Source organism: Phormidium yuhuli AB48, from assembly GCF_023983615.1.
Taxonomy (GTDB): Bacteria; Cyanobacteriota; Cyanobacteriia; order Cyanobacteriales; family Geitlerinemataceae; genus Sodalinema; species Sodalinema yuhuli.
Genome location: NZ_CP098611.1, coordinates 3,108,898 through 3,121,742, shown reverse-complemented (window position 1 = coordinate 3,121,742; position 12,845 = coordinate 3,108,898). Strand labels below are relative to the sequence as shown.

The 12,845-nt window shown below is 53.7% G+C and carries 9 protein-coding genes; 4 read left to right on the top strand and 5 right to left on the bottom strand.

Going from position 1 to position 12,845, the window contains the following annotated elements:
- Positions 1-6: 6 nt before the first annotated feature.
- Together gcvT and NEA10_RS13335 are read left to right on the top strand one after the other, a co-directional pair.
- A complete protein-coding gene (gene gcvT, locus NEA10_RS13340; protein ID WP_252661095.1) occupies positions 7-1,107 on the top strand; it encodes a glycine cleavage system aminomethyltransferase GcvT in 1,101 nt (366 codons plus the stop codon).
- 32 nt (positions 1,108-1,139) lie between these two features.
- Positions 1,140-2,738 (top strand): FAD-dependent oxidoreductase, encoded by a 1,599-nt coding sequence (locus tag NEA10_RS13335; RefSeq protein WP_252661093.1) that lies wholly within the window; start codon positions 1,140-1,142, stop codon positions 2,736-2,738.
- A gap of 87 nt (positions 2,739-2,825) precedes the next feature.
- Here the strand turns inward: NEA10_RS13335 and NEA10_RS13330 are convergent, their stop codons facing one another.
- The gene (locus tag NEA10_RS13330) at positions 2,826-3,641 is read right to left on the bottom strand and encodes a sterol desaturase family protein (RefSeq protein WP_252661091.1); all 816 of its coding nucleotides are present in this window, start codon (positions 3,639-3,641) and stop codon (positions 2,826-2,828) included.
- Positions 3,642-3,769: 128 nt separating this feature from the next.
- Between NEA10_RS13330 and NEA10_RS13325 the strand changes: the two genes are divergently transcribed.
- Positions 3,770-4,795 (top strand): ABC transporter ATP-binding protein, encoded by a 1,026-nt coding sequence (locus NEA10_RS13325; protein ID WP_252661089.1) that lies wholly within the window; start codon positions 3,770-3,772, stop codon positions 4,793-4,795.
- A gap of 281 nt (positions 4,796-5,076) precedes the next feature.
- On the opposite strand, the gene NEA10_RS13320 is transcribed toward NEA10_RS13325, so the two are convergent.
- Positions 5,077-6,654 carry a rhomboid family intramembrane serine protease gene (locus tag NEA10_RS13320; RefSeq protein ID WP_252661087.1) on the bottom strand — a complete coding sequence of 526 codons (1,578 nt, stop codon included), beginning with the start codon at positions 6,652-6,654 and terminating at the stop codon, positions 5,077-5,079.
- Positions 6,655-6,801: 147 nt separating this feature from the next.
- Here NEA10_RS13320 and ccmP point away from each other — a divergent pair, with 147 nt between their 5' ends.
- Positions 6,802-7,440 (top strand): beta-carboxysome protein CcmP, encoded by a 639-nt coding sequence (ccmP, locus tag NEA10_RS13315; RefSeq protein WP_252661085.1) that lies wholly within the window; start codon positions 6,802-6,804, stop codon positions 7,438-7,440.
- Positions 7,441-7,525: 85 nt separating this feature from the next.
- On the opposite strand, the gene NEA10_RS13310 is transcribed toward ccmP, so the two are convergent.
- From NEA10_RS13310 to NEA10_RS13300, 3 genes are all read right to left on the bottom strand, one after another.
- Positions 7,526-10,657: a UPF0182 family protein gene (locus NEA10_RS13310; RefSeq protein ID WP_252661083.1), complete on the bottom strand. Its 3,132-nt coding sequence runs from the start codon at positions 10,655-10,657 to the stop codon at positions 7,526-7,528.
- Positions 10,658-10,683: 26 nt separating this feature from the next.
- Positions 10,684-12,273, bottom strand: a complete 1,590-nt coding sequence (locus tag NEA10_RS13305; RefSeq protein WP_252661081.1) for a protein kinase domain-containing protein — start codon at positions 12,271-12,273, stop codon at positions 10,684-10,686.
- 203 nt (positions 12,274-12,476) lie between these two features.
- A complete protein-coding gene (locus tag NEA10_RS13300; protein WP_252661073.1) occupies positions 12,477-12,701 on the bottom strand; it encodes a DUF4327 family protein in 225 nt (74 codons plus the stop codon).
- Positions 12,702-12,845: the final 144 nt, after the last annotated feature.

Genomic DNA, 12,845 nt, shown 5'->3' with positions numbered 1-12,845 from the left:
TGACTTGTGACTGTTCCTCCTTCCCAACCCGGCCCACTCCGTTCGCCCCTGTTTTCCCGCTACCTCACTCTCGGGGCCAAATTAACCCCCTTCTCAGGCTGGGAAATGCCCCTTCAGTTTCAAGGAATCCGCCAGGAACATCAGGCTGTGCGGCAACAGGTGGGAGTTTTTGACATCTCCCACATGGGTAAATTCGTCCTACAAGGGGGCAATTCCCTAAAAACCCTTCAAACCTTAGTTCCCTCAGATTTGAGCCGTCTCAAGCCCGGCAAAGCCCGTTACACAGTGCTTTTAAACCCAGAGGGGGGGATTTTAGATGACCTGATTATCTACCATCAAGAGAATGAGCAAGTCCTGCTGATTGTCAACGCCGCCACCCGGGAGGCCGATGGAGCCTGGATTCAGTCCCATTTACCCGCAAGCACTACCTGGAGCGATCGCACTCAAGAGCAGGTGTTGTTAGCCCTACAAGGTCCCGAAGCCCAATCCCACCTGCAATCCCTGGTTACCTGTGACCTGACTCAACTCTCCTTTTTCAGCCATTGTCACCTGCAAATCTTAGGTCATCCCGCCTTCATCGCCCGCACCGGGTATACCGGGGAGGATGGCTTTGAAATTATGCTGTCCCCAGAGGCCGGTGAACATCTCTGGGATAGCCTAATCAGCGAGGGAGTCACGCCCTGTGGACTTGGGGCCCGAGATACCCTACGCCTCGAAGCCGCCCTCCCCCTCTATGGCCAAGACATGACCCCTGAGACAACACCCCTAGAAGCGGGATTAGATTGGTTGGTTCACCTGAAGCGTAAAGGAGACTTTATCGGTCGCCAGCGATTAGAAGAACAAGCTAGCCAGGGGGTTTCCCAGCGACTGGTGGGAATAGAAATGCTGAGCCGCCAGATTGCTCGTCATGACTATCCCCTCTTCCATGAGGGAACCTGTATCGGACAAGTCACGTCAGGAGGGCCCTCTCCTAGCCTCGGTAAAAACATTGCCCTGGGCTATGTTCCCCCAGAATTAGCTAGCCCCGGTCAAGGTCTACAGGTGCAAATCCGTGGCAAACTCTATGAGGCAGAGGTGGTTAAAACCCCATTTTATCGTCGGCCCTAACCGGTCTAACACTCTTGCAATAACAACGGATTATGGCTCACTCTTCCTGGACTGTTTGGCTTAGTGCGATCGCCCTCGGTTTAAGTGGTTGTGGCGGCCTCGGCTTGAGCAACCCCGACATCACCATGACCGACTCCCCAACCGAAGCCACTCCCAGCCCCGTTCCCCCCGAAGTTCACCGCTACGATGTCATTGTCTATGGCGATGAACTTCCCGGAGTCTGTGCGGCCATTTGGGCTAAACGCACCTTGGGAGAGGGGGCGAATGTGGCCCTAGTCCGGCCTGAAGAGGCCGACGCGATGGTGGGAGGGTTACTGACACGGGGCGGCTTAGCCTATCTGGACTTTGATAAAACCCCCCGCTGGTATGCTCAACCTTTTAGTGACTGTTTCTTAGAGTTTCTCGACGAAGCCAATGTAGGGGAATCCTGTGTCCATCCAGTGCGGGCTGATGAAGGGATGCGGCGGATGCTGGATAATGCCGGTGTGTCCTTGATTTCTGATGCCCGTTTAGAGCCAGTGGTTGAGAATGGACGGATTGAGTATGCCAATGTCATCGGTCAAAACAAACGCCTGGAAGCCAATTCATTCATAGATACCACGCAACAGGCCGAGTTGGCGATCGCCGCCGGACAGCCCTACTATCGTGGCTACGAATCCCAAGCTGAGGAGTTAGCCCAATCTACCTTAGGGACTTCCATTGTGCCGATTATCAAGGGGTTAACCATTGAGGAATTACGGCAAATCGAGGCAACCTTCCATGATGACCCCAACTGGGTGGCTCAAATTGAAGAGAGTATTTACAGCCGCAACGATGCAGCTGGGTCTCAATTTTGGATGTCCGGTTTTGGCTTCCCCCTCTATCAATCCTATCGAGACGGCTATTATTTCCGCAGCATCGCCATAGGAGCCGCCTATCACATCGATCGCGATCAACCCTTCTCCCTTCAGGGCTTTTTCTGGGATAAAGCCAATGTCTGCGAACTGGACGAGCGATCGCTCTCTTGGAATGGCTTTCTCTTCAAATATGATGTGGATACCATTCGCGAGATAGAAGCCAACCGCTTCCAACCTACTTCAGAGATGATGGAAGAACTCGTCGAGGTAGAAGCCTGGTTACGGGAGTATTCCGGGAATCCCAATGTGGAGGTGATTCTCCCCCCAGAAATCTATGTTCGCCATAGTGTCAGTGTTCGGGATGTGGTGTCCCCCCTCTCGGGCCGAGACATTATGGCTGGAGGAACCCCCGTCGAAGACTCCATCGCCACCTTCTCCTATGACTTCGACTTTCGCGGTGGCGTGGATGGCCTCTCGATGCGAGTGCCACCCCTGCCCCAATATAATTTTGGCATTGAACATGGCCTATCCCGGTCCATTGAGAATTTAGCGATCGCCGGACGTTCCAGCGGCTACGAAGGGATTGCTGTTTCCGTAGGACGCATCAACACCAAGAACGTGTATCACGGTCAAGGATTAGGTGTCGCCGCCGCCCTAGCCCAACAACAAGGAGTCCCCCTCAACCAAATCACGTCTCGCGAAGTCCGAGACGAGTGGGATCAGATGACCGAACGCACCACCGAACTCCGAGGACGAGTCACCGCCGACACCACCGAATACAGCGAAGCCCGCTAATTGCCTCTTGCCTCTTGCAGCGATGCGTTCCGGCAGTTTTGAATTGACACGCCTAGGTCACAACCCTCACTGATGCCGGAACACATCCTACCTCCTAATGCTTTCTTCCCCTATTCCCTTCTCAAACGGCAACAGCAACATCCAAGGCAATTGTCCCACCTCAGGTTTCCCCTGATACTCCCCTAAACCAATGGTCATGCCATCATGACTTGCGGCGGGTTGGGCTTGATAGGTTCCCAGGAGATAGTCCCACCAGGGGAGATTAAAGCCAAAATTGCTGTTGGTTTCACTGGGGATAACGGAGTGGTGGACGCGGTGCATATCGGGGGTGACGACTAGGAACCGTAAGAGGCGATCGAGTCCCTTGGGGAGACGGACATTGCCATGATTGAACATCGCCGTTCCATTGAGGATAATCTCGAAGAGAATCACCGCCACCACTGGGGCCCCCAGGAGGACAATGGCGACAAGTTTGATGGCCAGGGAGAGGAGGATTTCTAGGGGATGAAAGCGTAGGCCCGTGGTGACATCGAAATCTAAATCGGCGTGATGGACTTTATGTAATCGCCAGAGGGTGGGGAGGGCGTGAAACATGACATGTTGCAGGTAGATGACGAAGTCTAAGGCCAAGATGGACAGGAGAATCCCTTGCCAGGCGGGACGGGAGAGGATGTTAAATAGTCCCCAGCCTTGGTCCTGGGCGATCGCCGCTACGCCAACGGCGGCTAGGGGGAAGATGGCTCGTAACAGTAGGGTATTGAGTACGACGATTCCTAGGTTACTGAACCAGCGTTGCCATTTGGATTGCTGAAGCTGACGCCGGGGGGCGATCGCCTCCCACAGTCCCATCAGGGCTAAAATCCCGAAGAAACAGCCGAGGCGGATTAGGGGTTCGTTCTCCATTAGATGTCATGACCAGTAATGTCTATTTCACTATAGCGATGTTGGGATTTTGAGGCGGGGAAGGAACGATTCGGCGTTTGGGGATTTACAATGGTTAACAGAACGCCAGACTGTCAACCCAGGGGATTATGACACCGACTGTTTATATTGAAAATCTCAAGAAAACCTATGGCGATGTCACCGCCATTGAGGATGTCTCCTTCTCTATTGAGTCGGGGGAGATTTTTGGCTTACTTGGACCAAATGGGGCGGGCAAAACCACCACGATTCGCTGTCTCTGTACTCTCTCGAATCCTGATTCGGGGCGGATTGAGGTCTCTGGGGTGTCGGCGATTGAGCGGCCTCGGGTGGTGCGTCGTTTGCTGGGCTATGTGGCTCAGGAGGTGGCGTTGGATAAGGTGTTGACGGGACGGGAGTTGTTGCGGTTACAGGCGGCGTTGTATCACTTGCCGAAAGGGGAGATTGAGGGGCGGATTGAGTCGGTGTTAGGGATGTTGGGGTTGATGGAGTACGGCGATCGCAAAACGGGAACCTACTCGGGAGGAATCCGCAAACGTCTGGATTTGGCGGCTGGGTTACTGCATCAGCCGGATTTGTTGGTGTTGGATGAACCGACGGTGGGGTTGGATATTGAAAGCCGAGTGGCGGTTTGGGACTTTTTACGCCAGTTACGGGAACGGGGAACGACGATTCTCTTGACGAGCCATTATTTGGAAGAGGTGGATGCGTTGGCTGATCGTGTGGCGATTCTCGATCGCGGCCGGGTGATTGATGTGGGCACTCCTTCTGGGTTGAAGGATAAGGTTGGGGGCGATCGCATTACCCTACGGATTCGCGAGTTTGCTCCCCTGGATGAGGCTCATCGGGTTCAGGCGATGTTGCAGGAGCTTCCTTTTGTTCGTGAGGCGATCGTCAATGAGGCTCAGGGCAATTCTCTCAATTTGGTGGTCGATTCTCAAGAGGATGCGTTAACTCAAGTTCAGCAAATGCTCCAAGGCCAAGGTATACCGATTTTTGGGATTGCTCAATCTCGCCCCAGTTTGGATGATGTCTATCTGGCGGCTACGGGACGCACTCTCTTGGATGCGGAAATTGCGGCGGCGGGACGTCGAGACTTGAAGAAGGAGAAGAAACGTCAGATGGCGGGGAATTGATTGGGGGGCAATAGGCAATAGGCAGTAGCGAGGACCCACCCCGCCCTGCGGGCACCCCACCCGGTCGGGGATCGCGATGATGAGGGGGCTGTTGGGGTCGTCTTGGGATTACGTTGATTTTTTATTCAACTAATTTTATTTTTGCGCAAGCTAGATGTTTGATGCCGCTTATCGCAGAACCCCTCCCGCCTTTCCATGAAGTCTTTTATTGTCTGTGGTCTCATTGTAACTTAGAAAACTCGTGAAAGTCAAGACCTAATTGTATGGTTTAAAAATAGTATTTAACGCCTCTTCCTCTGTGTCCTCTGTGACTCTGTGGTTCCCTTGCCCAAGAGAAGTAATCCCGAGAGAAAGCCCAGGACTCCCCCGGAGGCGTGACAGAGAAAGCAGATTTCCGGAATAGAGAGGTCAAAGACCGCTTGAATGACGATAATTAGGACAATTGAACGTAATCGTTCCCGAGCAATTTCCGCCTTATCCTGTCGCCAACCTTGCCAAAAGAGAGCCGCGATCGCCCCAATTAAGCCCATAACTGCCCCCGAGGCCCCAACCACAAATTGCTCATTACCGAATTGTAGGGCGAGAAAAGTGATAAATCCCATCGAGCCAATACCGCTAATGAGGTACACCAGTAAGAAGCGAATCAGACCGAGACGGGATTCGAGAAACTTGCCCAGAATATAGAGTCCAAACAGATTCATGGACAAGTGGGGGATGCCAAAATGGAGAAACGTTGAGGTGACTAACCGCCACCATTCCCCGGCTAAGACGTGACTGGGGACTAGGGCCCCGAGACGATATAAAACCCAAACATTTTGACTTCCCCCGAGACGAGTGGCGATGTAAAAGGCTAGAAGATTTAAGGCAATTAAGCCCCAGGTTGCAAAGGCGGGAGGGGCAGATATGGGGGTCCCATAGCGTCGCTCTTCCTGGAGTGTGATGTTTAATTGGTCTAGGATATGGCGTGAGAGACTGTCGAGCGGTTGTTGAGTGAGATCAAGGGGGGTTTCTAAGCGGTGGCGAATGTCTTGTTTGAGGAGATGATGGCGGGTTTTGAGTAAGTCCTGAAAGGATTTTTCAGCTAGAGGCGATCGCCCTCCATACCAATCAGCGGTAGCCTGCCAAAATTGTTGTTTCACTTGGGGATAATCTCGCAGTTCTCGCTTAAATAACTGCGACACAGAATCAGAATCACCACAAAAGGCGAACACATAGAGTCGGGCTAAACTCAAACGCTCAAACTCTCCTAAATCGTTGAGACGGCGACTGAGGGCGACAAACTCCCGTAACATGAGATTGACTTGACCGGTTTCTCCCAAGGCCCGTAGGTGGTAAAGGGCAAAATTGAGGGGAATCTGCCCCTCCTGATAACTCTGAACCCAGGTAATAAACGGCTGCCATTGACGTAGGATGAGAAACTCCAGGGCGATCGCCACCCGGTAAATCCGAGATTTGGGCGTTTGATGAGGCTTGAGAGATTGCACCGCCTGGACGGTTTGACCCCGTTGGGCTAAAGCCAGGGCCCGTAAGGGAATCACGCGATCGCCCCAACCATCGGCCGGATGCAACCATGTCAACAGTCGGGCCAGCAGGGCCGCTCGCCGGTAGTGGTCATATTTGAGCCATTGGTTAATCTGACGTAGGCCCAAAATTGGCAGTAATACCATTAGCAGCCAGAGGCCTCCCCCCACCCTCGCCGCCCAGGTGATGGAAATAAAGGATAATCCCAGAGAAAGACTAAAAATTACGCCACAGACAATCGCCCAGCCCCATTGTCTGGGCCGACTGGCGAGCGATCGCCAGACAAAGACGAGAGTTGAAAAGTAGACAATCCATAACACAAGGCGATCGAAGGTCATCAGGGGTTTGAAACGTAGGTTAGGGGTCTCGTCCGTTGGACGGTATAATCAAATGTCGCAGTTTCCCCCGCTGGCCGTCAGGGATGGCTTGGGGAAAGCGATAGGTCTTAATCTAATCCTAGTCCCCCTATTTACGGAGAACGAATTTTGGGAGTTGAACTACGCAGCTTCGTCTATATTGACAGCCTGCAACCTCAACACGCAGCATACATGGGAACCGTGGCTTTGGGGTTTTTGCCGTTACCGGGGGATACGTCACTTTGGGTGGAAATTTCACCGGGGATTGAAATCAATCGCATTACCGATGTGGCCCTGAAGTCTACAGGAGTTCGTCCTGGGGTGCAGGTGGTGGAACGACTCTATGGGTTACTCGAAGTTCACGCTAGTCGTCAAAGTGATACCCGCCGGGCCGGTGTGGCGATTCTGGATGCGTTGGGGGTAACGGAACAGGAACGCCTCAAACCCAAGATTATGTCCAGTCAGATTATCCGCAATCTTGACCCCCACCAAACACAACTGATTAACCGAACTCGTCGCGGCCAGATGATTTTGGCGGGGGAGAGTTTGTTTGTTCTGGAAGTCACCCCGGCGGCTTATGCGGCGTTGGCGGCGAATGAGGCGGAAAAGTCAGCTTTGATTAATATTCTTCAGGTGCAGGCGGTGGGGAGTTTTGGTCGTTTATATCTCGGGGGAGAGGAACGGGATATTATTGCAGGGTCTAAGGCGGCGATCGCAGCCATTGAGAATGTTTCAGGGCGATCGCAGGATGGGGGAAGTGATGAGTAGGGGGAACCACGGAGTCACAGAGGACACAGAGGAAAGAGAGGAGGAGGGGGAGGAGGAGAGGAGGAGAGGGGGGTTTGGCTGGGTTTTACTGGGCTTCTGGGAGGGGGGCGGTGTCGGGGATGTCATCGGCGAAGCCGGGGAAGAGGCCTTCGACGGAACGGATGATACTGCGATCGGGGAGGCGTTCGGGTTCAAAGATGGCTTCGAAGGCGCGATCGAGATTGGGGGCCATGACAATCTGATTTTCGTAGGCCACAATCACTCGCACGAGGGTGGGGAGGGCGTTCTGTGCGGCTTCTAGGTATAACGGTTCCACATAGAGCAAGGACTCGTCAATGGGAATGACCAGGAGGTTGCCCTGAATGACTTGCGATCCCTGACGGTTCCAGAGGGAGAGTTGCTGGGAAATGAGGGGATCTTGATTGATGCGGGCTTCGATTTGTCCGGGACCGTAGATTAACTCCTGTTTGGGAAATTGATATAACAACAGTCGTCCATAATTTTCTCCGTCTGATCGCCCGGCTAACCAAGCGATGAGGTTGGCCCGCCGCCTGGGGGTGAAGGGGTGCAGCAAGATAAATTCCTCGCTGGTTTCCCCCGGTAGCTTCATAATCAGGTAGTAGGGTTCAACGGTTTGTTGTTGACCACGGTAGGTTTCCGTCGGGACTTCCCATTGGTCTTCTCGGTTATAAAAGACCTGGGTATCGGTCATGTTATAGGTGAGGAGTCGTTCCGATTGAACCTCGAAGAAATCAATGGGATAGCGGATATGTGGCCGCAACGGGGCCGGCATGGCACTGAAGGGTTGAAATAGGTCGGGGAAGATTTCTTGGTAACTTTGGATGATGGGATCTCGGTCATCGGCAATGTAAAACTGCACCGAACCGTTATAGGCATCGATGACCACTTTGACGGAGTTACGGATGTAGTTAAAGGGATGGTCTCCGGGATCGGCGTAGGGATAGCGATCGCTCGTCGTGTAGGCATCGAGAATCCAGTAGAGGGTATTGCCGGTGGCGGTGGCGGCCCCTTGGGGTGATTCCTCTTCCGAGTCTTCGTCAAGATTGGCAACGACGAGATAGGGATCATGGTCGTAGCGGAGGAAGGGGGCAATGGACCGGACGCGGCGCTCAATGTTACGGCGAAATAGGAGTTTGGTCTCGGGACGAAAGTCATCGGTTAGTAACATACGCCAATCCCGTAAATAGATGGCGTACAGCCAACGCCGCCAACCGGTGCCAATAGTGACACCGCCATCGCCGTCATAGACGTTATAGACGTTTTCATCTCCCTGAGGAAAGTCAAATTCTTGAACGCCTGTACTGGTCATGATATAATTCTGGGTTAACTCGCCATAGTAAATGCGCGGTGAGCCAATGGGGATGCTTTGGCGGATGCGTTCGTCGGTGGCGGCCACGGGAGTCTCAAAGCCGTCTTCATCGGTGGGTGCGATGGGAGTTTGCAGGCCCTGGTCATCCTCACCCCCGGCAATGCCCCGGACGAAGTATTCGGGTAAGCCGTTGGGGGTAGCGGTGTTCACGGGACTCATGGTGAAGCCGAAGCCGTGGGTGTAGACGAGATGTCGATTAATCCAAGTTTGAGCGCGGCTGGGGACGGCGTCAAAGTCCAATTCCCGGGCGGCGACAATCACCTGACGGGTTTCTAGGTTCTGGGGAACTCCCTCCTCGACCTCTCGGGGAATGCTGTAACGACCGATATCGGCGTTGGGGAAGCGGTAGTAGAGGCGGATTTGTTGCAGTTGACGATTGGTTTCTAGGAGGGGACGGGTATCCCAGAGGCGAATGTTGCGGATGGTCAGGTCATTGGCCGCTAGGGCCGCTTCGTCTAGGCTGGCGGTGGGGTTGAAGCTTTGGACTTCGATGGTGTTGAGGTCGAAGCTTTGGCGGGTATAGGCGATGTTGCGATCGAGATAGGGGGCTTCTCGGGCCAGTTCGTTGGGCTGGACGATCGCCCGTTGCACGAGTTCCGGGAGGGCGCGGGTACTGATGAGGGCGGCGAGGGCATAGCCGCTGAGAATGAGGTAGAGGGGGGGGATGAGGGTTTTTGGGGCGCTGTTACGGCGACTGTCGAAGGGACGGCGGGCCCGACGGCGTCTGAAGAGGGGATAGGTTCCTGAGAGGGCCTGCCAGAGGAGGAGGATGGAGATGGCGATCGCCAACCAAGAGAGGGCGGTATAGGCGGGCAGTTTGGCGGTGACGTCGGCATAACTGGCCCCATAGGCGGCCCCATCGTCGGAATAGAGTAGGCCATAGCGTTGTAAGCCGTTACTGAGGGCTAAAACCCCCATTAAGGCACTGCCAATCCCTTGGAGATGTCGTTGTTGGGCCCCTGAGAAGCCGGGGAACTCGCCATTGCTGAGGGTGTTGTCGCAGAGGAGATAAATTAGGGTGACGGCAACGAAGGAAAAACTGGCGATGCCAAAGGTCCAAAATTCGATGAGTTCCCAAATGGGGAGTTGATAGATATAGAAACTGATATCTAGGTCAAAGAGGGGATCGGCTTGTTGAAAGGAAACCGGATGAAAGGCCTGTAGGATTTGGGCCCAATGGGAGGGCAAAATTATCCCCAGGGCCAGACTTAAACTGATGGCTAAGCCTCGTAGTAGGGTTCGAGGAAACCATAAGAGTAGGATGGGTAGTAGAATTAGCCCCCCCCAATGTAGGGGATAGTCGGTGATGGGGAGGAGGGTTCCAAGGAGTTCTAGGGGATTGAGGCGTTCGATGGATTGGGGGCTGATGTTGGGAACCGTCCAATCCGGTTGCCAGCGCTCTTGAATGAGGCGGCTATAGTAGAGGATGAGGATCCCGAGAAAGCTTCCCAAACTGCTGCCAATGAATAGGACGGTTCCTAGGCTGATGGCGCGGCTTTGTTTTTGGGAGTCCGGGCCGGTTAGACCCTCTGGGGTGAAGAATTGAGGCTGAAGTTTTTGATCGAGTGTCGGTTGTAGGGACAGGGGATCGAGGGGTTTGCTGGTATGTTTTAAGCGTTCGGCGAGGCTGAGGTTGCCCCAACAGGCCAGCAAGCTAACGCCGACGACCGTTAGCCACATTAGTCCCTGGGTTTGTAGTCGAGTCAGCAGGACGGAGAAATACCCCAACGCCTCGAACCAGAGGACTTCTCCGAGAAGTTGTGCCAGCAAATCTAGGCTGAAGAGGACTCCAGCGAAGATGACCAGACTCTGGAAAATAAGTTTCACGGCGATGGGGTTAGGGTTAGGGGGAATTACTGTTCGTCTGTGGTGCGATCGCCCTCAAAGAGGTTAAGTTTTTCCTGTCCGAGAATGTTGTTCGGACTGGAGGGGAGGAACTGTTTTTCTGGACTCTCAGATTCCAACGGAGGCACAGTGCTGTCAAAGACTGGAGAAACTTCTAAACTCCTGTCTTGGGAATGGGGAAGTGGGGCCGGGGGGTCTGTCGACTCTTGCTCTAATTCTAACTCGCCCGAGTCTGGGATGATGTCGGGGGGGAGATCGAGGTTAGGGTTGTCTTGCGGCTCCTCAGGGTTTTCTAAAGACTCCTCCGGGGACTCGTCAGCCTCATCATCAATGGGTTTTTCCTCCAGCAACTCGGGATCCTCTTGCGGTAAGGGATTTTCTTCGGGAACGGGGGCAGGTGGAGGGGCCGCAGACCCGTCTTCTGGGCGGGTGGAGGGTACGGTTGGCTGGCTATCATTCCGCTGAGTCTCCTCTGGGGAAATCTCTTGATTGGAGCGTCTAGAGCCGGCTGAGGTGGGGTCGTCCAGGTTCCGAGATTGATGTAACTCCCACCCCAGGGTCAGTGTTCCCAGGAGCAGTCCTGTCACCAGAAATCCCCCCATTAGAACACCTCTGGAGGGTGCAGCCAATTCGCCTAACTTCGACGAGGATAGTCCTGATAATTGGGATTTGGCCGGTGAAGGGGATAATCGGGCTGGGGTCATGTGAGTGACCACTTGACTGGGGGCCGCTGGAGCAACGACCATGGTTTGTAACTGGGATGGCACTCCTTCAGTCGAGAGTGCTGCCAGCATCTGAGAGGCTGTGGCGAAGCGATCGCGGGGATGGAAACTGAGGGCGCGATCGAAGACGCTCAGTAAGGACTGGGGAAGGCTGACTCCTACCTCAGCTAGGACCTCACGCCATTTCAGATCGCCGCTGCTGGGGTCACTGGGGATATCCTGGGGGGATTTACCCGAGAGCAGAAATAGGCTAGTTAGGGCAAGACTATAGAGGTCGCTGCTGTAGGTGGGTCGTCCGGCGGCTTGTTCACTGGCCATAAAGCCTGGAGTCCCAATCACGACCGAGGACATGGTGGGTAGGTCACTGTCACTCTGAACGGCTTCTTTGACTGCACCGAAGTCAATCAGTACGGGCAAGCCATCGGGGACCCGTAAAATGATATTGTCGGGTTTGATATCCCGGTGGATGATGTAACAGCCATGAACATAGTCCAACACCGGCAGGATTTGTTGCAGTAGATGTTGAACAGTAACTGAGTCCCAAAGACCGTGACGTTGGACGTGCTGCGTCAGGGTTTCTCCTTGAATCCATTCTTGAACGAGGTAAAATTCCCCCGCTTCACAAAAGTAGGCGTGCAGTTCAGGGATTTGAGGCTGTTGTTGACCGAGGGTTTCTAAAACGGCCGCTTCTCGCTCAAATCGCTCCCGAATGATGGTCTGTTTGGCCTCCGTCTGGGCCATCAGTTTGAGTTGTTTGATGACACAGCGACGACGGGAGGGTAGATGGGTATCTTCAGCAAGATAGGTTGACCCAAATCCTCCCTGTCCTAGGGTTTCCAGAATTTGGTATCGGTTGTTGAGAAGCGACGAAGCCATAACATAGCCTCCTGATAGGCGGCAAAGACTGCAAGGTGAGATAGGTCTCAAGGAGAGACCCTTTATGATTACCCCACTCCGGCAGGGCAGCTTTCCTGAAACCTTCGTTGCTTAGACTCAACATCCTCGTGAGTCTGCCGATGAGGCGTCCTCCTCTCGGGAAGACACCCCCAAGGCGGTAGCGGCAGGTCCATTACGGGCAGTTACTCGTCCTCTTCTTCCCAAACTTCAACCGCCAGAAGTTCGCTCAGGGGATCTTGCATGGAAAACTCGAATTCTAGTAGTTCTTGTTTAATACGAGTCCAGTCATCCCCAAAGAGGAAGGCGATTTTCCAGATACGATCCTCGGGCTTCACGATTTGAGAATCAACCAGCGATCGCACTTGACGCTGGACTTTTACCATAGGGTGAATCACCTGATGGTTCATAAGACCTCTTGAATTTTTCAAATTCTCTTTAATTAACGATTGAGTACGAGTTGGGCAGTGCTTAACAGATTGCTTCGAGATTGACTGCCAGTAGAACTCCGATACTATACCAATAGCACAACTTGTCCCGACTTGGCAAGTCAT